At 69.7% G+C, this 23853-nt stretch carries 22 protein-coding genes; 10 read left to right on the forward strand and 12 right to left on the reverse strand.

What is annotated here, in order from left to right; genetic code table 11:
• Position 1 precedes the first annotated feature (1 nt).
• From L942_RS35065 to tsaE, 4 genes are read left to right on the forward strand one after another with little or no spacing between them, the layout of a single operon-like run.
• On the forward strand, positions 2 to 1102 hold the full coding sequence (locus tag L942_RS35065) for an ABC transporter ATP-binding protein (RefSeq protein WP_037368572.1): 1101 nt from the start codon (positions 2 to 4) through the stop codon (positions 1100 to 1102).
• A gap of 29 nt (positions 1103 to 1131) precedes the next feature.
• Entirely contained in the window at positions 1132 to 2253 is a 1122-nt protein-coding gene (gene alr, locus L942_RS35070; RefSeq protein WP_037368574.1) for an alanine racemase, read from the forward strand.
• On the forward strand, positions 2250 to 3338 hold the full coding sequence (locus tag L942_RS35075; RefSeq protein WP_037368577.1) for an alpha/beta fold hydrolase: 1089 nt from the start codon (positions 2250 to 2252) through the stop codon (positions 3336 to 3338). Before alr ends, L942_RS35075 begins: the two co-directional genes overlap by 4 nt.
• Positions 3335 to 3790, forward strand: a complete 456-nt coding sequence (gene tsaE / locus L942_RS35080) for a tRNA (adenosine(37)-N6)-threonylcarbamoyltransferase complex ATPase subunit type 1 TsaE (protein ID WP_268745757.1) — start codon at positions 3335 to 3337, stop codon at positions 3788 to 3790. Before L942_RS35075 ends, tsaE begins: the two co-directional genes overlap by 4 nt.
• A 21-nt stretch (positions 3791 to 3811) precedes the next feature.
• On the opposite strand, the gene L942_RS35085 is transcribed toward tsaE, so the two are convergent.
• Positions 3812 to 5470, reverse strand: a complete 1659-nt coding sequence (locus L942_RS35085; RefSeq protein ID WP_037368580.1) for a DUF2207 family protein — start codon at positions 5468 to 5470, stop codon at positions 3812 to 3814.
• A gap of 89 nt (positions 5471 to 5559) precedes the next feature.
• Here L942_RS35085 and L942_RS35090 point away from each other — a divergent pair, with 89 nt between their 5' ends.
• Positions 5560 to 6933, forward strand: coding sequence for a neutral zinc metallopeptidase (locus L942_RS35090; protein WP_268745758.1), 1374 nt, complete (start codon positions 5560 to 5562; stop codon positions 6931 to 6933).
• Positions 6934 to 7035: 102 nt separating this feature from the next.
• Here the strand turns inward: L942_RS35090 and L942_RS35095 are convergent, their stop codons facing one another.
• From L942_RS35095 to L942_RS35125, 7 genes are all read right to left on the reverse strand, one after another.
• Entirely contained in the window at positions 7036 to 8445 is a 1410-nt protein-coding gene (locus L942_RS35095) for an MFS transporter (RefSeq protein ID WP_037368582.1), read from the reverse strand.
• Positions 8446 to 8812: 367 nt separating this feature from the next.
• Positions 8813 to 10129 (reverse strand): carboxyl transferase domain-containing protein, encoded by a 1317-nt coding sequence (locus L942_RS35100; protein WP_037368584.1) that lies wholly within the window; start codon positions 10127 to 10129, stop codon positions 8813 to 8815.
• Positions 10126 to 11547, reverse strand: coding sequence for an acyl-CoA synthetase (locus L942_RS35105; protein WP_037368586.1), 1422 nt, complete (start codon positions 11545 to 11547; stop codon positions 10126 to 10128). Before L942_RS35105 ends, L942_RS35100 begins: the two co-directional genes overlap by 4 nt.
• Positions 11548 to 11656: 109 nt before the next feature.
• Complete coding sequence (locus tag L942_RS35110) at positions 11657 to 12403, reverse strand: ESX secretion-associated protein EspG (protein ID WP_037368588.1); 747 nt, start codon at positions 12401 to 12403, stop codon at positions 11657 to 11659.
• 2 nt (positions 12404 to 12405) lie between these two features.
• Positions 12406 to 13710: a hypothetical protein gene (locus L942_RS35115; RefSeq protein WP_037368590.1), complete on the reverse strand. Its 1305-nt coding sequence runs from the start codon at positions 13708 to 13710 to the stop codon at positions 12406 to 12408.
• Positions 13710 to 14306, reverse strand: coding sequence for a DUF3558 domain-containing protein (locus tag L942_RS35120; protein WP_037368593.1), 597 nt, complete (start codon positions 14304 to 14306; stop codon positions 13710 to 13712). Before L942_RS35120 ends, L942_RS35115 begins: the two co-directional genes overlap by 1 nt.
• A gap of 4 nt (positions 14307 to 14310) precedes the next feature.
• Positions 14311 to 14802 (reverse strand): PE domain-containing protein, encoded by a 492-nt coding sequence (locus L942_RS35125; protein WP_037368596.1) that lies wholly within the window; start codon positions 14800 to 14802, stop codon positions 14311 to 14313.
• A 256-nt stretch (positions 14803 to 15058) separates the two neighbouring features.
• Here L942_RS35125 and tsaB point away from each other — a divergent pair, with 256 nt between their 5' ends.
• The 3 genes from tsaB to tsaD are packed head-to-tail and all read left to right on the forward strand — an operon-like array spanning position 15059 to position 17249.
• Positions 15059 to 15724 carry a tRNA (adenosine(37)-N6)-threonylcarbamoyltransferase complex dimerization subunit type 1 TsaB gene (gene tsaB / locus L942_RS35130; protein WP_037368598.1) on the forward strand — a complete coding sequence of 222 codons (666 nt, stop codon included), beginning with the start codon at positions 15059 to 15061 and terminating at the stop codon, positions 15722 to 15724.
• Complete coding sequence (gene rimI, locus L942_RS35135; protein WP_037368600.1) at positions 15721 to 16203, forward strand: ribosomal protein S18-alanine N-acetyltransferase; 483 nt, start codon at positions 15721 to 15723, stop codon at positions 16201 to 16203. The genes tsaB and rimI overlap by 4 nt, the downstream gene beginning before the upstream one ends.
• Entirely contained in the window at positions 16203 to 17249 is a 1047-nt protein-coding gene (tsaD, locus tag L942_RS35140) for a tRNA (adenosine(37)-N6)-threonylcarbamoyltransferase complex transferase subunit TsaD (protein ID WP_037368602.1), read from the forward strand. The genes rimI and tsaD overlap by 1 nt, the downstream gene beginning before the upstream one ends.
• On the opposite strand, the gene wecB is transcribed toward tsaD, so the two are convergent.
• The 3 genes from wecB to L942_RS35155 form a co-directional block, all read right to left on the reverse strand.
• Positions 17230 to 18393 (reverse strand): non-hydrolyzing UDP-N-acetylglucosamine 2-epimerase, encoded by a 1164-nt coding sequence (gene wecB, locus L942_RS35145; RefSeq protein ID WP_037368693.1) that lies wholly within the window; start codon positions 18391 to 18393, stop codon positions 17230 to 17232. The two genes, tsaD and wecB, sit on opposite strands and share 20 nt — an antisense overlap.
• Positions 18394 to 18462: 69 nt before the next feature.
• The gene (locus L942_RS35150) at positions 18463 to 18642 is read right to left on the reverse strand and encodes an LPXTG cell wall anchor domain-containing protein (RefSeq protein WP_037368604.1); all 180 of its coding nucleotides are present in this window, start codon (positions 18640 to 18642) and stop codon (positions 18463 to 18465) included.
• Between the two features lie 20 nt (positions 18643 to 18662).
• Positions 18663 to 19415, reverse strand: a complete 753-nt coding sequence (locus L942_RS35155; protein WP_326929378.1) for a choice-of-anchor P family protein — start codon at positions 19413 to 19415, stop codon at positions 18663 to 18665.
• Positions 19416 to 19797: 382 nt separating this feature from the next.
• Here L942_RS35155 and xrtP point away from each other — a divergent pair, with 382 nt between their 5' ends.
• Together xrtP and L942_RS35165 are read left to right on the forward strand one after the other, a co-directional pair.
• A complete protein-coding gene (xrtP, locus tag L942_RS35160) occupies positions 19798 to 20304 on the forward strand; it encodes an exosortase P (protein WP_037368609.1) in 507 nt (168 codons plus the stop codon).
• Positions 20305 to 20357: 53 nt separating this feature from the next.
• A complete protein-coding gene (locus tag L942_RS35165) occupies positions 20358 to 21686 on the forward strand; it encodes a glycosyltransferase family 2 protein (protein ID WP_051166476.1) in 1329 nt (442 codons plus the stop codon).
• A 46-nt stretch (positions 21687 to 21732) separates the two neighbouring features.
• Here L942_RS35165 and L942_RS35170 read toward each other — a convergent pair whose 3' ends face one another.
• Complete coding sequence (locus L942_RS35170; protein WP_037368613.1) at positions 21733 to 23655, reverse strand: peptidoglycan recognition protein family protein; 1923 nt, start codon at positions 23653 to 23655, stop codon at positions 21733 to 21735.
• Positions 23656 to 23853: the final 198 nt, after the last annotated feature.

Consider the following 23853-nt stretch of genomic DNA (forward strand, 5'->3'; position numbering starts at 1 on the left):
GATGGCCAGCATCACCTACGACAAGGCGACCCGGCGCTACTCCGGGACCGAGCGTCCCGCGGTCGACGCGCTGGACCTGGAGATCGCCGACGGCGAGTTCCTCGTGCTGGTCGGCCCGTCGGGTTCGGGCAAGTCCACCGCGCTGCGGATGCTCGCCGGCCTGGAGGACATCGACGAGGGCGCGGTCTGGATCGGCGACCGCGACGTCACCCAGCTGCCGCCGCGTTCGCGCGACATCGCGATGGTGTTCCAGAACTACGCGCTGTACCCGCACATGACGGTCGCGCAGAACATGGGCTTCGCGCTGAAGATCGCCGGGCGGCCGGCGTCGGAGATCAAGCAGAAGGTGCTCGACGCGGCGAAACTGCTGGACATCGAGCAGTACCTGGACCGCAAGCCGAAGGCGCTGTCCGGCGGTCAGCGGCAGCGCGTCGCGATGGGTCGCGCGATCGTGCGCGAGCCGCAGGTGTTCCTGATGGACGAGCCGTTGTCGAACCTCGACGCGAAGCTGCGCGTTTCGACCCGTACGCAGATCGCCGCGCTGCAGCGCCGGCTGGGCGTCACCACCGTGTACGTGACCCACGACCAGGTCGAGGCCATGACGATGGGTGACCGCGTCGCGGTGCTGTCGGACGGCCTGCTGCAGCAGTGCGACACCCCGCGCGCGCTGTACGACCGGCCCGCAAACGTTTTCGTCGCGGGGTTCATCGGCTCCCCGGCGATGAACCTCGTCGCCGCGAAGCTCACGGCGGACGGTGCCGAGGTCGGCGGCGTGCAGATCCCGCTCAAGCCCGAGGTCCGGTCCGCGGCCGACGGCGACACGGTCACCATCGGTTTCCGTCCGGAGTCGCTGGAGGTGACCACCGACACCGCCGGCGCGCTGCCGATCAAGGTCGAGCTGGTCGAGGAGCTGGGCTCGGACGCGTACGTCTACGGCAAGCTCGGCACCGGCGTCGAGGAGAGCGCGGAGGGCTCGTCACGCAACGTGGTCGCCCGCGTCGACCCGCGTACGCCGCCCGGCATGGGGGACACCCTGCACCTGCGGATCCGTCCGGACGAGCTGCACGTCTTCTCCGGTACCTCCGGGCAGCGTCTCTCCTGAGCCGACAGCGTGGGAAACTGGCAGTCGTTATGACTGCCAGTTTTCCGCACGCCGAGACCGTGATCGATCTCGGCGCACTGCGGCACAACGTTTCCTTGCTGGCCGCCCGGGCCCCCGGCGCGGCCGTGATGTGTGTGGTCAAGGGCGACGGATACGGCCACGGCGCGGTACCCGTCAGCCGTGCCGCGGTGGAGGCCGGGGCGAGTTGGCTCGGTACCTGCTCGCTGCGGGAAGCCCTCGACCTGCGGGCCGCGGGGCTGTCCGTGCGGCTGTTCAGCTGGCTGGACGTGCCGGAGATGGATTTCACCCCCGGGATTGAGGCGGACATCGACCTCGGCGTCAGCTCCCTCAGCGAGCTGGCGCGGGTCGACGCCGCGGCGGAACGTGCCGGAAAGCGCGCCCGGGTGCACCTCAAGATCGACACCGGGCTGTCCCGCAACGGCTGTCCGCCCGCCGCGTGGCCCGAGCTGGTCGAGGCGGCGGCCAAGGCGCGCGGCGTCGAGGTCGTGGCCATCTGGTCGCACCTGGCCTGCGCCGACGAACTGGGGCACGCGTCGATCGACGCGCAGGCGAAGCTGTTCGCCGAGGCCTACGACGCGGCTCGGGCGGCGGGTCTCGACCCGATCCGGCACCTGGCCAACTCCGCGGCCACGCTCACCCGGCCGGACCTGCATTTCGACCTGGTGCGCCCGGGCATCGCGATGTACGGCCTCAACCCGGTGCCCACCGACGACGACCTGCGCCCGGTGATGACGTTCCGGTCGACCGTGGTGCTCACCAAACCGCTGGCGGCCGGGGAATCCGTCTCCTACGGCCACACCTGGACCGCGCCGGAGGACACCACGCTCGCGCTCGTGCCGGTCGGATACGCCGACGGGGTACCGCGCACGCTGTCCGGCCGAATGGACGTCTGGCTCGGCGGGAAGCGGCGGCCGGTCGTCGGGCGGATCTGCATGGACCAGCTCGTGGTGAACGTCGGCAACGAGGACGTGCCTCGCATCGGCGACGAGGTCGTGCTGTTCGGGGCGGGCCGCTCCGGCGAACCGACCGCGCGCGAATGGGCGGACAAGCTCGGCACCATCGACTACGAGATCGTCACCTCGATGTACCGGCCGCGGGTCCGCCGCCGGTACGTGGGGGAGCGGGCGTGACTCCGTCGGCACGGCTGTGGGCGATCGCCGGGGGAGTCGGAGCGGTGGTAACGGGTGCGGCAGCGGCAGTTGTCGCTTCGCAGCAACGCAAATCGACTGAAGACCCGTTCGCCGACGAACCGTTAGGCGAGCTGAAGCCGGACCGCACGTCCACTGTCGCGGCGGAAGACGGCACGCCGCTGTCGGTCGAGGAGATCGATCCCGAAGACAGTGAACAACCCGAGCTGACTCTCGTCGGCGTACACGGCTTCGCGCTTTCGCGGCGCTCGTGGCACTTCCAGCGCCGTGACCTCGCTTCGCTGCGACTGCCGCGCGTACGGCAGGTCTACTTCGACCATCGCGGCCACGGCCTGTCCGGAGAAGCGTCGCCCGAGACGTCGACGATCGAACAGCTCGCGCACGACCTCGACAGCGTGCTTCGCGCGGTCGTGCCCGAAGGGCCGATTGTCCTCATGGGACATTCCATGGGCGGCATGGTGATCATGGAGCTGGCCGCGCAACGGCCAGACCTCTTCGAGGACCGCGTACGCGGCGTCGCCTTCATCGCGACCGCAGCCGGCGAAGTCGGCGCACGCGGGTTGCCGAGGCCGTTGCTGTCCAAGTACAACCCGCTCACGCGCGGCGTCGGCGAGCTGGCTGAATGGCAACCCGGGTTGGTCGAGTTCGTCCGCGCGGCCGGCGGTCAGCTGACCCGGCAGGCCGTGCGCCGGCTCGCGTTCGGCAGCCGCGACGTCTCGCCGCGCCTCGTCGACTTCATGCTGGAAATGCTGGCCGTCACTCCGGTGCGCGGGCTGCTCAACTTCGTGGACACCCTCGGCAGCCACCATCGGTACGCTGTGCTGGCCGGGCTGAAACACGCGCAGGTGCTGGTCATCGGCGGCGACTCGGACCGTTTCACGCCGTTCGCGCACGCCGAGCGCATCGCCGAAGAGCTGCCGGACGCCGAGCTGGTGCGCGTGCGCGGAGCCGGGCACATGGTGCAGCTCGAACAGCCCGAGCTGGTGAACAGCCATCTCATCGACCTGCTGCAGCGCTGCGCCGGAAGCGCCGCGCCGAACCGGCGAAACTGGTGGTGGACAAGGTGATTCTGGAGACCCCCGAGGACACGATGGCCTTCGGGCGGACGCTGGGCGCGGCCTTGCGCGCGGGCGATCTGGTGCTGCTGGACGGTCCGCTCGGGGCCGGGAAGACGACCCTGACCCGCGGCATCGCGGACGGGCTCGGCGTCGGCGGACGGGTCAGTTCGCCGACCTTCGTGCTGGCGCGAGTGCACACCGCCGGGGCGGCCGGAGTACCGCTGATCCACGTGGACGCGTACCGGCTCGGGGGCGATCTGTCCCAGCTGGACGACCTCGATCTGGACACCGACCTGGAATCGTCCGCGGTGGTCGTCGAATGGGGCGAGGGCAGCGCGGAACGGCTGTCCGAGGACCACCTGGTCGTCCGGCTGACCCGGCACGACGACGACACCCGGAGCGTCGTGCTGGAACCGCACGGCTCCTGGACCACCCGCGTCGACGACCTGCAAGCCGCCTAGCGCTTACCGCCCGGCAATCCCCTACGACCCGGTTTTCGACGGTTCCATTGTCAGCGCGTGGTTGAGGGCGGTCAGGAACGCCAGCAGCCGAGGGCCGAAGCGACGCAGGTCATTGTCCTGTTCGACGCCGCCGTACCAGGAGAGGCCGGCCTGGCCGTCGGCGTCCGGGTCCAAGTCGGCGAACGCGCCGAGCCAGCGTTCGGTGTCGCCGAGCACCACCGCGTACGGAAGGGAACGGGAGAACACCATCTCGCGGTCCGCCGGGCGTTCGATGTCTTCCGCGCGCACCCGGTGCAGGTAGCGCAACAGCCCGCGGATCTGGCCGGCGACCGCGCGGCCGCGGGCGGTGCGGGACGGCAGCAGCGCGCGAGCCGCGGCGAGACCCAGGCCGGCGAGCGCGACCGCGACGCCCAGCAGCGCGTGCCCGACGGTGAACGAGAGCACCGCCGTCGCGACCAAGCCGAGCACGAACAGCAGGATGCCGGGCAGCGCCAGCACTCCGCGCGAGGTGTCCGGACGACGCGAGAACCATTGGCTGGCAACGACGTCCCGGTACATGGAGTCCTGGATCGGTGCCGGGTCGAGATCGCTCAGCCGGGACAGCAGGACGGTGTCGGAGCCTTCCGGCAGCAGTGTTTCGTAGACCACCCGCTCGAAATCGCGCAGGTGCTCGTCCGGCGGGTTCCGCCGGGAGATCTGCCAGTCCGGACCGGGAAGCTCGGCCAGCCACAGGTAATTCCGCACCGCCAGATCGACGACGGTAGCCGCGATGTCCACCGGGTCCACCGACTCGTCCATCACGGTGCCAATCTGCCCGGGAAGCACCCCGTCCGGAGAAGCGAACCAAGTTCGGCCGTTTTCCCGCAACAGAACTTCGATTGTGGTATCGCCTGCGCTGGTCGCGAGTTCGTCTTGCTTTCGGCGCCGCCATACGAATAGCGCGGTGGCAATCAGCAAAACGGCAACCACGGCGAAGCCGATGACCGACGGCAAGGTGAGCGAGAATGCCGCCGCCAATGCGCTGGCCGGCACCAAATCGGCATTCGCCGGCGCGGTGCCCGGCGGCAGCCCGACGGACAGTTCCATCCGCGCGCCCGGCGGCAAATCGTTCTGCTGCAGCCGCAGCACGCCGGTGTGGTCGATCTCGGACAGCGTGCACGGCTGGTTCGCGCCGATCGAACAGGTCACCGGCGCCATCTGCCGGGCCGGGGCGAGGAAGGACGCCTTGATTGCCTTCACCGGCTGGTCGAAGCCGCCCGCGACGAGCGCGCGCACCTGCTGACCGCCGCCCTGGTCGGCGAGGGCGCCGGCGAGGGTGTAGACGACGGTGGATTCGCCCGCGCCGAAGGTGAGCGTGAGCTGGTCGTCGGCCTGCGCGACGGCACTGCCGCCGGTGGCCTTCGCGTCCCGCACCGTGTAGCGGAGGTCCTCCCCGTCGTCGGCGGGCAGCCGCAGCGGCAACGTGGACACCAGCCGCTGTCCACCGGGGACAGTCACGTTCTCGGTGACCTGGAAGCCGCCGTCGCGCAACAGTTTCAGTGCGATTTCCGCAGTCGCTCCGGGGGACGCTTGCGCATTCTCGGAATGCCATCCGGTTCCGGAGAAGGCCGCCGCCGGACTCGCGCCGGATAGCACCGCCAATGCCGCGATCGCCGCCGCGGAAACCCATTTCCTCGCCACGGCAGCAGAGCCTAGAGCACACCGGCTAGGCTGGGCGCCCCGGCAGGGAAAAGCCGGATTACGCGAATCACGCAATCGCAGGGGGAACGATGACCTGGCCACCGCAAGGCGGTCCTTATCCGGTGCCGCCGGGAGCCGCGCCGCTCCCGCCGCCGCGGCCGCTGCCGCCCGGGATGCCGCCGGGCGCCGGGATGCCAGGCGGCGGAACAGCGGGGCCGGGGACGCCGCCGGGACAGCAGTTTCCGGGCGGGCCGCCGATTCCGCCGGCACCGCAGTTCCCTCCCGGACCGCCGTTTCCCGCTGCCGGACCGGCAGTTCCGGTGCCGCCGCCGGCCGCGCCGTTGCCGCCACCGCAGGTCGCTCCGGCACCGGGACCATTCACCGCGTCCCCTGGTGCGCCCACGCGGGCATTCGGTCCGGTCGCCCGGTTCGACGGCTATCCCGCCGAGCGCCCGCCGAAGAAATCGCACGCCGGGGTGATCGTGCTGGTGTCCGTGCTCGGCGCGATCGTGCTGGTCGTCGGGGGACTGGCCGCGCTCGGTTCGGCCGTGCACAAAAACAAGCGCGTCGACGCGGCGAGCACCACGCCGCCGATGTATTCCTCGATCTCCAGGGAAACGCCGTCCACCCGGTACCCCACCGAAAGCACCACTTCGACCACGACCACCTCGACCACCAGCGAAACCCGCGAAACCACCAGCGACTCGGAACCGGCGTCCGAGGCCCCGCCGGCGCCCCGCGGCCCGCAACCGGTGAAGGAGACCGCGCGGAACCCGCTGTTCGCCAGCGCCGACGCCGGATTGCAGAACGTGGCGTGCGCGCTCAGCCGCTGGAGTTCGGACCGGGCCGGCGCGGAACGGTTCTTCCAGTCCGGCATCCGCTGCCTGAACACGGTGTGGGCGCCGGTGCTCGGCGACGCCGGCCTTCCGTTCGAGAGCCCGAACCTGGTGGTCGCGCAGTCCGGCCAGATGCAAAGCCCGTGCAGTTCGTCCGGTGACAATTTCGCCGCCTACTACTGCCCGACGAACGAGACCATCTACATGCCGATGGACAAGCTCCAGATCGAGGACTACGGCGCGCATCCCGGCATCTACCTCGCGGTGCTGGCCCACGAATACGGGCACCACGTGCAGAACCTGTCCGGCGTCGAGGAGGCGATGAGCGAACAGCGGTACGACGCGGGTGCCGACTCCAACGCCGGGCTGGAGCTGTCCCGCCGGCTGGAACTGCAGGCGCAGTGCTTCTCCGGCATGTTCCTCGGTGCGTCGTCGGCCGCGGGCGGGTCGATCGACCGCAACATCTACAACGAGGCCTGGAACTCCCAGGACCGCGGGGACCACGGCGACGGTCCGCGCGACCACGGCACCGACGAGCACGCCGTCGCCTGGTGGCGCCAGGGAGCGACGAAGAACCGCACCCAGCAGTGCAACACCTGGGCGGCGAATTCCTCCGACGTGGCCTGACCCGCCACGACCACGACACCCCGGGTCGACGAGCTGCAAGCAGCCTGAACGCGGCGAAGGGCCCCTCGGACTTCGAGAGGCCCTTCGCAGCTCGTCAGGCGACTACTGGCTGGCCTTGGCCGCCGCGTCCTCCGAAGCGGACAACGACGGAGCAGACCCCAGCAGCGGCCTCTTCGCGGTTTCCTTCAGCTTCATCAGCGTGAGCACGCCGACCGCGCCGGCGATCATCAGGTAGTACCCGGGCCACTTGAGATCCCCGGTCGCCAGCACCAGCGCGCTCATCACCAGCGACACCGTCCCGGCGAACGCGGACACGAAGATGTTGAACGAGATCGACAGCCCGCCGTAGCGGATCTCGGTCGGGAACAGCGCGGGCAGCGTGGACGGGCAGGTCGAGGAGAAGCAGATCAGCAGCAGCCCCATCAGGACCAGGCCGAGCAGCACCGAGATCAGCGACCCGCTCTTGAGCAGCAGCACCATCGGAAGGCCGAGCACGATCAGCCCGCCGGCGCCGACCCACAGGATCGGCTTGCGGCCGACCTTGTCGCTGAGCCTGCCCAGCAGCGGGATCAGCAGCACGCCCAGCCACAGCACGCCGATCTGCAGCCATTCCGCCGCGGTCGCCGAAATCGCCTGGCCGCCGTTCTGGGACATCGTGCGGTCGTCTTTGAGGTAGGTCGGCATGTAGCTGGTGAGCATGTAGTTGGTGACGTTCCAGGTCACCACGAGCCCGCCGGCCAGCAGCATCGTCGGCCAGTACTTCGTGAAGATCGTGCGGACCACGTGCTGGGACTGGGCGTCCTCGCGCTTGCCGGACTCGTCGAGCAGCTGCTGGAAGGCCGGGGTCTCCTCGAGCTTCGTCCGCAGGTACACCCCGACGATGCCGAGCGGAAGCGCCACCATGAACGGGATCCGCCAGCCCCAGGTGTCCATGAAGGCCGGCGTGGAAACCAGCGGGAGCACCGACGAGACGGTCGCGCCCAGCGCGTACCCGATGAAGGTGCCGAACTCCAGGAAGCTGCCGAAGTAGCCGCGGCGGCGGTCCGGGCTGTACTCGGCGATGAACGTCATCGCGCCGGCGTACTCGCCGCCGGTGGAGAAGCCCTGCAGCACTCGCGCGCAGACCAGCAGGATCGGCGCGGCCAGCCCGATCGAGGAGTAGGACGGGATCAGCCCGATGAGGAACGTCCCGGTCGCCATCAGGATGACGGTCACCGCGAGCACCTTGGTCCGGCCGATCTTGTCGCCGAGCGGGCCGAAGAACAGGCCGCCGAGCGGGCGCACCAGGAACGCCACCGCGAAGGTCGCGAACGTCGCGAGCTGGGCCAGTGCGGGATTGCCGGGCGGGAAGAACTGCGCCTCGATGGTCGTGGAGAGGTAGCCGTAGACCCCGAAATCGAACCACTCGGTGATGTTGCCGACCGCGGCCGCGCCGACCGCCCGGCGCATTGTCGCGTCGTCCGTGACGGTGGCGCCGCCCGACGGCCCCCTCCCGTCTGCTGCCTCTGTCACATCGCTCCCTTCGCTTGTGCAGGACTCACTGCGCAGAGCCCCCGACATCACCTACCGCGAGCGGTCCAAAGCCTAACGTGATGCGTCTCACTCCCGCCCGGGGGTAGCGGAGGTAACGCGGACCGGGGAGCATGCGTTGTAGCAGGTAGATACCTGTAACACCCCATCAACAACTCGCACGCGTCGGCCAGCGGATCACCCGGATTCGCCGACGGCGATGACGCATGCAACCCGTGAGGAGGAGCCGCAATGACGGCAGTATTCGTGGCCATCGCAAGCTGTGCAACCGCGGGAGTCGCTGTAGCGGCCACCCTCGCGTCCTACGCGCAGCGCAAGTGGCGGGTGCGCGCCGAGGCGTGACGCCCGCCTAGGGCTTCACAATCCCGATCGCCAGGCCGAGGCCGACCAGATCCTGCGGACGCAACCGCAGCTGGTCGGCCACGGCCGGCACTTCGGTCATCGGGCGTTTGAGGATCGCCGCCGCGGCTTCCGGGGAAGTGACCGAGAAGTAGGCGTCCGGGGCGATCCAGGTCGCGTCCGCGGCGGCGAAAGCCAGCGCGCCGCCGGATCCGCCTTCGCCGATCACCAGCGTCGTGACCGGCACCGCGGCGGTGACGATCGCTTCGAACAGTTCCGCGATCGCGGGCCCGATCCCGCCTTCTTCCGCTTCCGCGTCGTTCGCCGCGCCGGGAGTGTCCACCAAGGTCAGCACCGGAATCCGTAGCCGGGACGCCAGCCGGACGAGTCGTGCCGCGGTGCGAAAGCCCGCCGGACGCGTCGCGGTGCCGCACTGTGCGGCGTACGCGATCGCGCGGCCTTCTCGCCAGCCGAAGCCACATTGGACACCTTCGTCCACGTGTCCGGCGCGGTCGCCTTGTACGTTCTCTCGCCAGTCGAAGTACGCATCGAGGTACTCGGGGGCGCGCGCTCGCGAAGACGCGCGCGCTGCGCGTACAGCGTCCCAACCCGTTTCCGGCAGCGCGGTGTCGCGAAGGGCGTTCGGCGGGGGAGCGGGCTCTGTCGACGGCGAAGACAACAGCTGCAGCCATCGCGCGAGTACGTCACCCAGTTCTTCGGTCGCAACGAGACTGTCGACCTGGCCCCAGTCCAGCTTCGCTTCGACGGTGTACGCCTCTGCCGGAGACGTCGCTGGCCGCACGCGGGAACCCGCGAAGCCGACCTGCGCGTCTGGCAGTCCTAACACGACATCGGAACCGGCACCGAGCGTCGCCCAGCCCCCGCCGGTGGACGGGTCGCGCAGCACGGAGATCTGCGGGACACCGGCCGCGCGTGCTTCCGCGGCGGCGCGCGCGATGCGCTGGAGCTGGGAAAGCGCGCGCATGCCGTGCTGCATCCGGCTGCCGCCGGTCGCGACCAGCGACACCACCGGCAGTCCACGCTCCTTCGCGTGGGCGAAAGCGGCCTCGACGCGGTCGCCGGTCTGCTGTCCGATCGATCCGCCGAGGAAGCCGAACTCCCACGCGATCAAGACCGTCGGCACGTCGCCGATCCGGGCTTCCCCGACGACCACCGATTCGCTCTCGCCGGTGCGCGCGGCGGCTGCGGCCCGGGCCTCCGGATACCCCGGCCAGCCGAGCGGATCGTCCGCTGGCGCGTCCGGCAGGGGCAGGTCGGCGAACCCGGTGGAGAGTCCGGCCAGCAGCTCGCGCGCGGTGGTCCTCATCCCAGCGCTCGCTTCATGACCTTGCCCATGTCGTTGCGCGGCAACGCATCCAGGTACCGCACGACGCGGGGCCGCTTGTGCGGCGCGAGCAGTTTCGACACGTGGTCGGCGAGTTCCTCGACCGTCGGACGCTCGCCGTCCGGCACGACCCACGCGACGATCCGCTCGCCGAGATCGTCGTCCGGTTCACCGGTCACCGCGACCTCCGCGACGTTCGGGTGTTCCAGCAACGCGTTCTCGATCTCGCCCGCGCCGATCTTGTAGCCGCCGCTCTTGATCAGGTCGGTGGCTTTGCGGCCGACGATCCGGACGTAACCGTCGGGGTCGCGGGTCGCCATGTCGCCGGTGCGGAACCAGCCGCCGTCGAGCGCGGCGGCGGTCGCGTCCGGGCGGTTGAGGTATTCGGTGAACAGATTCGGCCCGCGAACCTGGATCTCGCCGACCGCGTCCGGCTCTTCCACCGGAGTCCCGGCCTCGTCGACCAGCCGCAAATCGACTCCGGCGAGCGGAACGCCGACCGAACCCGGCTTGCGCTCGCCGTCGGCGCGGACGCTGGTGTTCATCAGGGTTTCGGTCATGCCGTAGCGCTCCACGACCTGCTGCCCGGTCGCGGCGGTGATCCGCTGGTGGTCGTGCACCGGCAGCGCGGCCGAGCCGGAAACCAGCAGCCGCGCGGACTTGAGCGCGTTGGCGAGGGCTTCGTCGGTCGCGACGGCCTCGGCGATCCGGTGGTACATCGTCGGGACGCCGAACAGCATCGTCGCGCCGTTCGCGAGTTCCTCGGTGACGCCTTCGAGCGAGAACCGCCCCAGGTGCCGGACCGTTCCGCCGCGGCGCAGCGGGCCGAGGATGCCGAGGATCAGGCCGTGGACGTGGAACAGCGGCAGACCGTGCACGAGCACGTCGTCGGCGGTCCACTGCCAGGCGTCCTCAAGGGCGTCGAGCGTGCTCGAAATCGCGCGGCGGGGCAGCACGACGCCCTTGGGCGGGCCGGTCGTGCCGGAGGTGTAGACGATGAACGCGGGCGCTTCGGCGTCCGGCTCGGCGGCCGGCGGCTTCCCGTCGCCCTCCAGCGGAATGTCGTGCCGCGGCAGGTCGAGCGCGGCGGGCAGTTCGACGCCGGGTTCGGCGAGCACCAGCGCGGGCTCGCTGTCGGCGAGGATGTGGCCGAGTTCGCGTTCGCCGATCTTGGGGTTGAGCGGCACCACCGGAACCCCGGCGAGCAACGCGGCGACCACCGCGACGCTGGTGTGCAGCGTCGGTGTCGCCCACACCGCGACCCGGCGGTCCCGCGGCAGTTCGGCCGCCAGTGCCCCGGCGACCGCGCCGAGTTCGGCGTAGGTGAGCTTGCGGTCGCCGAAGCGCAGCGCTTCCTTGCCGGATCCGGCGGAGACTGCGGGAAACAGCGGATCGGGCACTTTCGCGGACCTCCTGCGTCACCGGCGACTGGAACCGCACCGTACCGCTTGGCGGCGCTCGCCACCTGCGACGCGATTCACAGCTCCCGATTATCAGGGGTACCCAGGTTCAGGCGAGATTATCGAGCAGCGCGCGCACCCGTTCGACCATCGTTTCGTACCGGGCCGGGGCGACGTTCACGTACCGTTCGCCGCCGTCGGTTTCGGAGAACGAGAACAGGTAGCGCCCGTGCTCGGTGTCGTAATACGTGCAGACGTCGCGCCCGCTGATCCGCCGCCCGCCGAGCCCGTCGCGAACCCCCGCGGTGATCTGGCCGCCGCCGGCGCGAGGCAACGCGGCGATGTCGAGCAGGTGCCGGACGTCCTTCCGGGCCGGACCGCCGTCGATGGCCAGGTTCAACGCCGATTCCGGCACCGACACCGCCTGCCCCTCCGCGGGCCGGACGCGCGGCAGCTCCCGGATCAAGTCTTCCGCCAGCGCTTCGGGCCGCGCTGGCCGCACCACGACCGTGCTGGTCGACGGCATGTGGCAGGCGAGCACCGCGTCCTTGCCCAAGGCCGCGACGACCAGCCGATACCGCCGATCCCGCCCGCTCTCGACGGTCGCCGACAACTCACTGGCCCCACGGCACAACACGGTCATGGTCCGGGCGAACGTCTCGTCCAGACCGCCGCGGCCCCAGACCCCTTGGCCGGCCATCGCGCTGACCGCGGCTTCGCGGTACGCGCGCGTCTCCTCGGGATCGCGCCAAAGCGGGTCGGGCGCGAGCGCCGTAGGGAGGGAAACCCCAGCCAGTTCCGCCGCGAGGGGCAGGCAATCGGCCGGGAGCACCACCTCGCGGGTGAGCACGAGCATCGTCAGAGCCCGATCACCGGCGGAACCGCCTTGGGAAGATCCCCGATGAGCGCGCCGTCCGGGTCCTGCTCGACGAGGTAGTCGGCGGTCTCGTGGACGAGGTCTTCTTCCTCTTCGCCTTTCTGCCCGTGCCCCATCGCGCCCATGCCCGGTGCTCCGGCGCGCCCGTTGGCCGCGGCCCCGCCTCGCGCGGCGGCTTCGCCGCTGCCGAAGGGACCGGTGCCGGTTCCGCCTCCGCGACCGACGCTGTTGCCCGCGTTGCCGGGGTTTCCGGCGTTTCCGCTTCCGGGGCCGCCGCTGCTGCCTGGTCCGCCTGCGTTGCCGCCGCCGATCCCGGGGAAGCCTGGGCTGAACAGACCGCCAGTGGGGTTGGGATTGTTGACCGACCAGGAGTTGGGATTGCTGCTGGTGGTGGTGGGGTTGCTGACGCTCGTCAGATCCGGCGGAACGTAACTGGACGTCCGAGTGTCGTCGGGCACGTCAACCTGCGGAGGCGTGACGTGCCGCCCCGACTCCGGCGGATTCCCGGGCGGCGGGGCGTAACGCTCCGGGTCCCACCGGTGGGTCTCCGAAGGAGGCAGAGTCCCCGGCGGACCAGTGCGATCGTCGGTGTGGTCGCGGTGGCCGCCGGTGCCGCCGGTGCTGCTGGTTGTGCCGGTGTGGTCGCCGACGTACCCGCCCTCGGAGTAAGTGCCAGCCGTCCCGCCGGGGCCGCCCGGGGTGTAGTGCGCGGGCAAATGCGCGTTCCCGGTGCCGCCGGGCTGAGTGACGGTGAAGTCACCGCCGGCGGAGGGAAGTGCGAGCTGCCCGTATTGCGACGGGTCTGCCCAGCGAGCGGAGTTTTCCGTCGACTGCTGGTGGTAAGCGTTGTAGCTTTCGGTGACCGCCTCCGCTTTCCGCTTCCATTCGTCGATCTGGTCCTGTCGATTCGAAAGGAATGAAAACGGGGTGCCGGAAACCCAGTCGTCGGCTGGTTTCTCGCCGACGTCGCCGACTGACTGGATTTTGGCGTGCAGGGTGTTGAACGACTCCCCTTGCCCTTGGTACAGACTCTGAGCTTCCTGCAAGTGCTCGCCGCTGACTTGGCTGGCCTGGACCAGCGGCCCAGCGCCGGTGTACGCCTGACCGGCGGCGTCTCCCTGCCAGTATTCGCTCATCGAGCCTTGCAGCTCGCGCATGTGGTTAGCGATGTCTTGGTGCAATGCGGAAAGCTGGCTGCTCACGCCGCCGCCGGCGAACATGCCGCCGGAGCCGCTCCCGTGCTTGACCAGATCGACAATCTGCTGAGGGGTGTAAGTCGTTCCCATCACGCACCCGCCTTGATCGTGGCTAAAGCCGCCTTGGCCGCATTGAGAGCGACCGAACACGGGTCGCCGTAAGACGGCGACTGTTTGAAGAGGAGGGCTGAACTGGTGAATGCCTCGTCGTCGCGGACGCCGACCGCGACTTGACAGCCGCCGTCCGCGCGGTTGTCGAGGACGTTCGTGAACACCGCCGGGTAGCCGTCGATCGAGGGCGCCGGTTCGAAATAACCAGTGCTGCTCCGGTTCTGGTAAACCGTGGCGAGGCCGCCCTGCCCGGGGAGCAGGCCGATGGCCAGCGAGCTGTTCGCGCTGTCGTTCCAATTGCAGACCGGGGCGACATTGCCGGCGATCTGGCGACTGCGGACCGCGTTGAACGTTTGCGTCGCCTGAGCCGGGGTGAGAACCGAGCAAGGGTTCTGCTCGTACTTGGCGACGTCAAGCGGGGCTGGCACCTTGGGCACGTCTGACGCGGCGTTGCTCGAGGACGCGGGCGGGTTTGACGACGCCGGAGCAGGCTGGCCGCTGTTCGGCGAGGAGCACGCGGTGAGGGCGAGCAGCAGGAAGCCGGCGGCGCTCGCAGCAGTGGCGATCGGTTTCACCAGGTCATCCTTGCTTACGAAGGCCAGCCGTGTTGGCGTGCTCTTGACCTTCGTACTTGGCGATGGCGTTCTTCAGCTGATCGGCGTAGCCCTGGGCGTACTTCAGTTGCTGCTGGAGGCTTGCCAAGTACGCCGCGGCGTGCCGGTCGGCAGCTTGTTTCTGAAGGCCGCTGGCATCGTCGTTGGCGGGCTTCCGCACAGCTGGAAGCTGTGTGGCCAGCTGGGTGGCGTCGGAGAGCTTGTCCGCGATCCCCTGCCACTGAGGCTGCAGTTTCCGCATCGCGTCGATGTCCATGTTGAACCCGCCGCCCGCTGCCGCGGCGTTCACCTTGGCGTCTTCGGCCGCGCGCTGCTGGTAGATGCGCGTGCCGTTGGCGTTCATCGCTTCGCCGAACTGCTTGTCCTGGCGGTCGCGTTTGGCTTGCTCTTCCGGGTCGACGTAGCCCGCGCGCCCGTCTGCCGGCTGGCTGCTGCTGGACGACTCCCCATTGCCCACGATGACGCTCCCCCTCGCTCCCGGCGGCGCTGTCTGCGGCTGCCACCGATGCTGTGACTCAGCTTAATCGGTCGAGGTTCCGCGTGCGGACAAAATCCCCCAAGCCGGGCAGGCCGCAAGCGGAGCGGTCGGACAGCAGCCGCATCGGGTACGGCCCCGAAAGTCAGTGCGGTCACGGAAAGTAATCACCCAGGCGCCCCGAAGCTGACCCGCCCGCTCCGTGGTCCCCATGAGACCAGCGCTATCCTGGGAAATCGTGCTGGTATTGGCGATCGACACGGCTACTCCGGCGGTAACGGCGGGCATCGTTGCCGTCGACGAGGCTGAGCTTGTCACCCGGGCGGACCGCGTCACGGTGGATCCTCGGGCGCACGGCGAGCTGATCGCCCCGCATGCGCTGGCTGCCGCGGAAGCGGCTGGGGTCGCGCTGCGCGAACTCGACGCGATCGTGTGCGGCGTAGGGCCGGGGCCCTTCACCGGACTGCGCGCCGGCATGGCGACAGCGGCTGCGTACGCGCACGCGCTCGGCATCCCGGCGTACCCGGTGTGCAGTCTCGACGCGATCGCTGCGGATGTCGTACGCACGGAGAAGCCGTTTCTCGTCTTCACGGACGCGCGGCGTCGCGAGGTCTACTGGGCTGCGTACGACGCTTCGGGTGCGCGCACGGACGGTCCGCACGTACAGCGGCCTGCGGACATCGAGACGGACATTCGCGTTGCCGCGGGCGACGGTGCGTTGCAGTACGCGGCAGCGGTAGGCGTGGTGCCGATCGAGCCGCGGTTTCCGTCGCCGGCTGGCTTGGTGCGCGTCGCGCGTACGGCGCTTCTCGAGCGCGCGGAGCCGGAGCCGTTGACGCCGCTGTACCTGCGCCGCCCGGACGCTGTCGAGCCCACTGCGCGCAAGAGGGTGACCGTGCTGTGAAGCTCGACCAGTTGCGCCGCGCTGACGTCGCGAGGTGCGCGGAGATCGAGAAGATCCTCTTTCCCGGCGACGACCCGTGGAGCGCGCGCGCCTTCCATTCCGAGCTCGACCAGGGGCATTACTACCTGGCGGCGCGGTCGGACGACGGGGAAACCCTGCTTGGCTACGCAGGTCTCGCCGTGGTCGGGCGGCGCGGGGATTACGAGGCGAACGTCCACACGATCGGCGTGGTGCCGGAGGCGCAAGGGCAGGGCATCGGCAAGGCGCTGCTGCGTGCGTTGCTGGCCCGCGCGGACGAACTGCACGCGCCGGTATTCCTCGAAGTGCGGACGGACAACGACCCCGCCGTGAAGCTGTACGAGGCGCACGGGTTCCAGAAACTCGGCATCCGGAAGCGCTACTACCAGCCCTCCGGCGCTGACGCGTTCACCATGGCCCGCCCCGCGCAGGCCCCGGCACGAGACGAGGTGGCCGGCTGATGGCGCGCGTCATCATGGGCATCGAAAGCTCCTGCGACGAGACCGGGGTCGGCCTCGTCCGGCTGCACGACGACGGCACGGTCGAGCTGCTCGCCGACGAGGTGGCGTCCAGTGTGGACCAGCACGCGCGCTTCGGCGGGGTCGTGCCGGAGGTCGCCAGCCGGGCGCACCTCGAGGCGATGGTGCCGACCGCGGAACGCGCGTTCGCCACGGCCGGGCTGAAACTGTCCGATGTGGACGCTATCGCGGTGACGGCCGGGCCCGGGCTCGCGGGCGCGTTGCTGGTAGGCGTTTCGGCGGCGAAGGCGTATGCGACCGCGCTGGACGTGCCGCTGTACGGCGTGAACCACCTCGCCGGGCACATCGCGGTGGACACCCTGCAGCACGGCCCGTTGCCGGCACCGGTGCTGGCGTTGCTGGTTTCCGGCGGTCACACGCAACTGTTGCGAGTGGACGACATCGCGTCGAGCATCACCGAAATCGGGTCCACTGTGGACGACGCGGCGGGCGAGGCGTACGACAAGGTCGCGCGCGTACTGGACCTTCCGTACCCGGGCGGGCCGCCGATCGACAAGGCGGCCAAACAGGGCGACCCGAAGGCGATCCCGTTCCCGCGCGGCATGACCGGCCCAAGGGACGCGAAGTTCGACTTTTCCTTCTCCGGCTTGAAAACCGCGGTGGCACGCTGGGTGGAGAACGCTGAGCGGGCTGGCGACGAAGTGCCGGTGAACGACGTCGCGGCGTCCTTTCAGGAAGCGGTCGCGGACGTGCTCACCGCGAAGGCGATCCGTGCCGCGCGCGAGCAAGGCATTGGCACCCTGGTGATTTCCGGTGGCGTGGCAGCGAATTCGCGGCTTTCCGAGCTGGCAGCGGAACGATGCGCGGACGCGGGCATTGAGCTGCGCGTGCCGCGCCCTCGCTTGTGCACGGACAACGGCGCGATGATCGCCGCGTTGGGCGCGCACGTGGTGGCGGCTGATCGACCCGTGGCCCCGCTGGACTTCTCGGCCAACCCGGGCCTTCCGGTCAATGTTGTGTCCCTTTAGGACTCACCAGAGCGGCGGAGTTGGCGGACACCCCCAGCAACGCCTCGATCGCCGACGCCGACAGCGCGGCGGCGGAACCGTCCCCGTACGGATTCGCTGACACCGCAGCGCTGAGCTCGCCGCGGAGAATTCGCGCGGCGGTATCGGTGATCCGTTCGGTGTCCGTGCCGACCAGCCAGGCGCAACCGGCTTCGACGGCCTCCGGACGTTCCGTCGTGTCGCGCAGCACCAGTACCGGGGTGCCGAAGGTCGGTGCTTCTTCTTGAATGCCACCGGAATCCGTCAGCACCAGCGACGCCAACCGCAGCGCACGTACAAGATCCGGGTACTCCAGCGGCTCGGTCACCGTCACTCGCGTGACGCCGCCCAGCACTTCCTCGACCTGCTCCCGCACAGCCGGATTCGGATGCACCGGGAAGAGCACCTGTACCCGCGGATGGGCGTCGACGATCTGGCGCACGGCAGTCAGCGTGCGCGTCAACGGCTCGCCCCACGACTCGCGGCGGTGCGACGTCACCAGCACCAGTTGCTCGCCCGCTTCGGCGATTCCCATTTCGAGCAAGGCAAGCGCCGGATCGCGAGCGGGCAAATCGCGAGCGGCCACCGCAAGCACTGCGTCCACGACGGTGTTGCCAGTACGCGTGATCCGCTCCGCTGGCACGCCTTCGGCGAGCAACGCGGCACCCGCGGCCGCCGTCGGGACCAGGTGCAACGCGGCGATCCGCGAGATCATCTGCCGCGTTCCCTCCTCGGGGAACGGGGCCGCCAGGTCGTTCGTGCGCAGACCGGCTTCGAGATGCACCACCGGAATGCCGAGCCAGAACGCGGCGAGCGCGCCGGCCAGCCCGGTGGTGGTGTCGCCCTGCACGACGACCGCCGCCGGCTGATACCGGCGCAGCGCGGCGTCGAGCGCGGGCAGCAGGCCGGACACCAGCTCCGCCTGGGTGCCGGCCACCCGCGGCGGCACATCGAGCCACGCGTCGATCTCGACCTCGAACGGGGCTAGCGCCTGTTCGACCATGCCCTGGTGCTGACCGCTGTGCACGACCAGCGGCCGCAACCCGGGCCGGGCCTCCAGCGCCAGCGCGAGCGGCGCGAGCTTCACCGCCTCCGGCCGGGTCCCGGCCAGGAGCATCACGTCCAACGTCTTCACCCTTTCGAGTGTCCCGGAAAACCGGGCTGCCGGCGGGTTCGCGCCGGCAGCCCGGATTCTTCAGCCGTCCAGGCGGGCGAGCCGCCGGTTCCGGCGGCGGACGGCGATCAGCGCGGCGATGCCGAGGAGCACCAGCGCGACCCCGACCGCGAGCCACCAGCCGACGTCGGCACCGGTGGCGGCGAGGGTGCCCACCCCGCCACCGGCGACGCCGACCCCGGCGCCAGGCATCTTGTACATCGATCCCTCACCTCACCGGGTCAGGCGGCCGAACGACGCCGGGTGAAGCGCAGGCCGACCGGCACCGCGATCGCGGCGACCACGCCGAAACCGATCCACATGCCGGCCCCCGAGGCGAGCGGCATCGGCGGAGCGGCCGGGCCGCAGGTCGCCGACGACAGGATCACGTCGCCCGAGCCGAGCGAGCCCAGCGCGGCGCCGCCGAGCAGCTTCAGGTGCAGGGCGTTCACGGTGAGGCTGCCGTCGTTGTTCTTGATCTGCTCGTTCAGGATCAGCGTCGCCACGTGCAGCGGGCCGACCTGAACCTTCAGCTGGGTGTTCGGGGCCGGGGTGGCGTTGACCTTGCCGAGGCTGCCGAGGTTCGCGCCGGCCAGCGTGCTGCTGCCCTTGACGCCTTCCTGGGTCGCGGTGCAGACGGCTTCGATCGCCTTCGCGCCGACATTGCCCACAGCGGGCTTGAGCAGCGGCAGCCCGACGTCGGCGACGGACGCCTTCGACGTGACCGCGCCGGAGTTGTCGTCGCGCACCGCGGACGTGTTGATCACGCCGGTGGTCAGCACGCCGGGCACGTTCGCGGAGACCGCGGTGTTTTGCGTCGGGCCATTGGTGTTCGCGGCCGCGAGCGGGCCGACATGCACCGCGGGCTGGCCGAGCAGCGTCACGTTGACGTTGACGCCGTAGGCCGACCCGTCGCCGGGAGCGGCGCTGGCCGGAGCGGCTCCGGCCAGGGCGATGCTCGCCACGACAACGGCGAGCATTCCGCCTCGTCGCACGAGGTGTCTCTTCACTGGTCCTCCGATTTTTCTCAGGGCGAGCCGCTGCACGGACGAATCCCGCTGAGCAAGAGTCGGCACGCGGATCGGTTATCGGCGGAGGTTTCCGGAATTGCACAGTTTTTTCGCTGGATCACCACATCGGGTGATCTAAATTCAGCATTTCCCCAGGTTGCGTGAAGCATCACTCGAACGGACTAGCAAGCTTGAGCAAGAATGTGCCGAAAGCTGCTCGGGTGTCCCCGAAACGGGGGCTGCCCGGCGAAGGGCGGAAGCCTCCCCGGACACGACCGTGGCCGGGTTCCGCTGGGTTCTTCTCGAGAGGGTCGTCGTGACAGCAGTCAACGCGCCGGTGTCAGGCGCATCCCGGTTTCCGCTGCGTATGGCGGTGTTCGGGGTGCTCGCCGCGGGGGTGGTGCTGGTGCTCGTGGAACGCGGGTACCGGGAACTGGAGGTGCAGCTGGCCGGAGTCATCCTTCGGGTGATCACCTCATCGGGGGTCTATGTGGCCGGAAATCGCGAATCGGTCTACTTCGGGTTGTCCGGCGATACTCCATTCGGGTTGCGGATGACTCCGGAATGCTCGTCGGTATTCCTTCTTCTGCCGTTGCTATTAGTGACCGCTGCACTTCTGTGGTTCCGGCCACAGAATGCCCGCCGGCTCTTTTTTTCGCTGGGAATTTCCGCGATCGCGGTGATTATGGTTAATCAGTTACGAATTCTCACCATCGTCGGGCTGGTCAACGGCCTCGGCACCGACGAGGGCTACTACTGGGGCCACACTCTGCTCGGCTCGCTGGTCAGCGTCATCGGCGGCGCGATCTCGCTGGTGCTGTTCGTCTGGCTGGCGACGCGGAAGACGAAGGCCGAGAAGCAGGCCGCGGCGTGAGCGACTCCGGCCTGAAGATCCTGCTGTCGATCACGCAGGCGTTCGCGCTCACCATGAGCGTCGCGTTCCTCGTTTACGTCGTGGTGATCGTCGTGCCGTACCTCCGCCGCAAACCCGCTCCGGTCGGCGATCCGGCCGACTTCTCCTGGCACTTCTTCGTCCCCTGCCGCGACGAGGAGGTGGTGATCCGCGAGACGGTGAAGTACCTGCGCGGCACCTTCCGCCGTGCGCACGTGTGGGTCGTGGACGACGATTCCGACGACCGCACCGCCCGCGTCGTGCGCTCGGTGTGGCGGCGCAACGGCGGCTACGACGAAAACCTGCATCTCGTCGCCCGGCAGCGGCCGGAGGCGCGCACGGGCAAGGGAGACGCGCTCAACGCCGCCTACCGCGAACTGGACGAGTGGCTCGGTCCCGACGCGGATCGGGACCGGGTGGTGGTCGTGGTGGTCGACGCGGACGGGCGTCCCGCGCCCAACTGTCTCGAAGTGTGCGCGGCGGACCACCTGTTCGGCGACGAAACCGTTGGCGCGGTCCAGCTCGACGTCCGGATGAGCAACGCCCGCAGCCGCCCGCCCGGCCGCACCTGGTTCTCCCGCGCCTTCGGGCTCAAGCTCGCCCAGTTGCAGGACTTGGAGTTCCGCACCGCGATCGCGGCGATCCAGACGTCCCGCGGCTTCACCGGCACGATCTCCATGGGCGGCAACGGGCAGTTCACCCGGCTGTCCGCATTGGACTCTATCGCTGGCGAAGAGCTGGCCCCGTGGCGCGGGTCGCTGCTGGAGGACTTCGAACTCGGCGTGCACTTGCTCACCGCGGGCTGGCGCACCGGATTCACCCCGGATTCGTATGTGGCGCAAGAAGGTCTGTACAGCCTCCGCCGATTCCTGGTGCAACGCACGCGCTGGGGCCAGGGGACCATGCAGTGCATGCGGTACCTGCGCCGGATCTGGGACTCGCCGCACGTGTCCACTTTGGGCGCCGCGGAGATGATGTACTACCTGGCGCAGCCATGGATGCAGCTGCTCGGCTCACTGCTGTACCCGGTGCCGTTCATCATGCTTCTCGTGACCACCGCGGGCGATCCCGGCGAGGTGTGGACGTGGTTCACCGGCGGCGCGTGGATCCTGTTCGCGATCTACGGTTCGTTCGGGCTGCTGCCGTTCGTCGTGTGGGGCCCGATCTACCAGATGAAATGCTTGCGCAGCAAGAACATCTTCCGCGGCCTCGGCATGGGCCTGCTGTACGCGGCCTACATCTACACCTTCTACATCACGTCCTGGCGCGCGCTGTTCCGGCTGGTGCGCGGGCGCAACGGCTGGGCCAAGACGCGCCGCAACACCGAGGCCAGCGCGGGCGTGAAGGTGGCGCTGGACGCGTAACTGCCCGGGCTGCGTGCGCGCGGCCCCGGCAGTCAGCGAGGTTCGCTCAGGACGCCGGTTCGAGGTCGACGTCGTCGCGGCTGACGTACGCCACGCGGTGGCCGAGCTGGATCTCCACGTACTTCGCCTTGCCCTTCACGACCTTGTTGGTCGCGACGTCGAAGGACGCCGAGTAGTACTCCGAGCCGGTCAGCCCGCCGACCGAGTACTTCTGGCCCGCGCCGAGCTGATACGGCAGCGGCTTGAGTTCCTGCACCGGGATGTCCTTCGGGTACGCCCCGGCCTCCGGGTATGCGCTGCCGTAGACCGGCACGGTCGCCTTGCCTTCCTTGGGCGTCGCGACGAAACCGTCGGCCGGGTACGCGGTGGGCGCGTCGCCCGGGTTGCGGAACCAGCCCTTCTGCCCGAGGTACCAGATCGCGGTCCAGCCGTCCTTGGTGTCCGCGACGGCGTACTTCTGGCCGGTGGCGGCGCGGCTGCCGATGTCGGATACGTCCATAGTGGACGGATTGGGTCCGTGCATGCCCGCATCGGACAGCAGCGGCGCGGACTCGCTCGGCTCGGTGTGCAGCACGACCGACGCCGAAGCCCGTTCCGGGCAAGGGTTTCCGGAGCCGATCTTGTCGCAGCCGGTGAACACCAGCCGGTTGGCGGAGAACTCCGGCGCGATCACGACCAGGCCGGAATCCGGCGCGCCGTCGTGCTCGAGCGGGGCGCCGAGCAGGTCGAAGTAGTGGGCCCAGTCCCAGTACGGGCCCGGGTCCCAGTGCATGCTCTTGATCTTGTCCGCGTTCGGGCCGGGCACGTTGTCGTGGCCGAGGACGTGCGCCCGGTCCAGCGGAACGCCGAAGCGGTGCGCGAGGTAGCGCACGAGCTTCGCGGACTGCCGGTACATCGCCTCGGTGAACCAGGTGCCCTGCGCGGCGAAGCCCTCGTGCTCGACGCCGAGGGACTTCGCGTTCAGGTACCAGTTCCCGGCGTGCCAGCCGACGTCCTTGGTCGGCACGTGCTGGGCGATCTGGCCGTCCGACGAGCGGACCGTGTAGTGCCACGCGGTCTGGCCCGGGGTCTGGGCCTGCTTCAGCACCGAGTCCCAGGTGCCCTCGGTGTCGTGGATGACGATGTAGTCGATCTTCTGGTCGCGCGGGCGGTCGGCCTGGTCGTAGTTGCCGTAGCTGTCGCCGATCTTCTGGAACGGCGCGGGCACCGATTCGCAGGACAGCGACCGCGGGCACTCGGTGGCCGGCGGCTGCCCGGCACGGAGGCCGAGACGGTCCGCTTGGGTCCGGTCCGGGGTGACGCCGGAGGTCGCGGCGAGTTTGACGGCTTGGCCGTCGTCGGTCGTACGCGCGACGCCGCTGTTGATGGTGGCGAAGACTTCGTCGGCGAACGTACGCGCGCCGGTGACGTCCTCGGAGCCGCTGTATCGCGCGACGGCGCCGTACCAGTCCTTCGCGTTGTCGCTCTGGACGCCCAGCTCTCGCTGGTACTCCGCCAGTAGTGCCGCGCCGCCGCGGATGTTCGCTTCGGCGTCCGTACGCAGCTTCGCGGCGTCGGTGTGCAGCAGCTCGGCGGCCTTGTCGATGGTTTGGCTGCCGGGCGGGGGAGGCGTGGGCTCGAGCGCCCGTAGCCGCAGGGTCGGCCGCGAGTCGTCGCCGCGCGGGTCTTCGTCGGGGTTGTCGAATTCGCTGGTGCGCAGGCCGGCGGTGCGGACGTCGGTGAGGTGCATCGGGCCGTACCCGGCGGCGGTGCTGGGCGCGCCGGAATGAGTGTCCCAGCGGGATTCCAGGTACGAGACGGCGAGCAGCACGTCGACGGGGACGCCGAATTCGGAGGCTGCGTCGGCGAAGGCGCGCTGGCGGGCTTCGTTGGCCGGCTGCGCGGAGGCGGGCACGCTGACCGCGATCGCGGCCAATGCCAGCAGCCCGGTGGTGGCAGCGGCCAGGCGCCACGGGAGTGAGCGGGGCATAGGAGGACTCCAGGAGTGAGATGCCTGTCTGTGCGAATCCAACCAGGAACCGAGGGGAGTCGGCGGTGTTTTTCCGCCGGATGGGGTCCGATCGGGCACGCGGTGCTGCCCCGGCTGCCTGCGGCCTGGTGGAGGCGCTCGCTCCCGGCCTGGAACAAAGTGGCCGGTCAGCGGCTTCCGTCCCAGGTTTCACCAGGT

Origin of the sequence: Amycolatopsis orientalis DSM 43388 (assembly GCF_000411975.1) — a bacterium.
Lineage (GTDB): Bacteria > Actinomycetota > Actinomycetes > Mycobacteriales > Pseudonocardiaceae > Amycolatopsis > Amycolatopsis orientalis_D.

Excerpts from the sequence above, each read along its gene's own strand:
- L942_RS35065 (WP_037368572.1), top strand. The coding sequence starts at position 2 with ATGGCCAGCATCACCTACGACAAGGCGACCCGGCGCTACTCCGGGACC.
- alr (WP_037368574.1), top strand. The coding sequence starts at position 1,132 with ATGACTGCCAGTTTTCCGCACGCCGAGACCGTGATCGATCTCGGCGCA.
- L942_RS35090 (WP_268745758.1), top strand. The coding sequence starts at position 5,560 with ATGACCTGGCCACCGCAAGGCGGTCCTTATCCGGTGCCGCCGGGAGCC.
- L942_RS35100 (WP_037368584.1), bottom strand. The coding sequence starts at position 10,129 with ATGAGGACCACCGCGCGCGAGCTGCTGGCCGGACTCTCCACCGGGTTC.
- L942_RS35110 (WP_037368588.1), bottom strand. The coding sequence starts at position 12,403 with ATGCTCGTGCTCACCCGCGAGGTGGTGCTCCCGGCCGATTGCCTGCCC.
- L942_RS35115 (WP_037368590.1), bottom strand. The coding sequence starts at position 13,710 with ATGGGAACGACTTACACCCCTCAGCAGATTGTCGATCTGGTCAAGCAC.
- tsaD (WP_037368602.1), top strand. The coding sequence starts at position 16,203 with ATGGCGCGCGTCATCATGGGCATCGAAAGCTCCTGCGACGAGACCGGG.
- L942_RS35150 (WP_037368604.1), bottom strand. The coding sequence starts at position 18,642 with ATGTACAAGATGCCTGGCGCCGGGGTCGGCGTCGCCGGTGGCGGGGTG.
- xrtP (WP_037368609.1), top strand. The coding sequence starts at position 19,798 with ATGGCGGTGTTCGGGGTGCTCGCCGCGGGGGTGGTGCTGGTGCTCGTG.
- L942_RS35165 (WP_051166476.1), top strand. The coding sequence starts at position 20,358 with ATGAGCGTCGCGTTCCTCGTTTACGTCGTGGTGATCGTCGTGCCGTAC.
- L942_RS35170 (WP_037368613.1), bottom strand. The coding sequence starts at position 23,655 with ATGCCCCGCTCACTCCCGTGGCGCCTGGCCGCTGCCACCACCGGGCTG.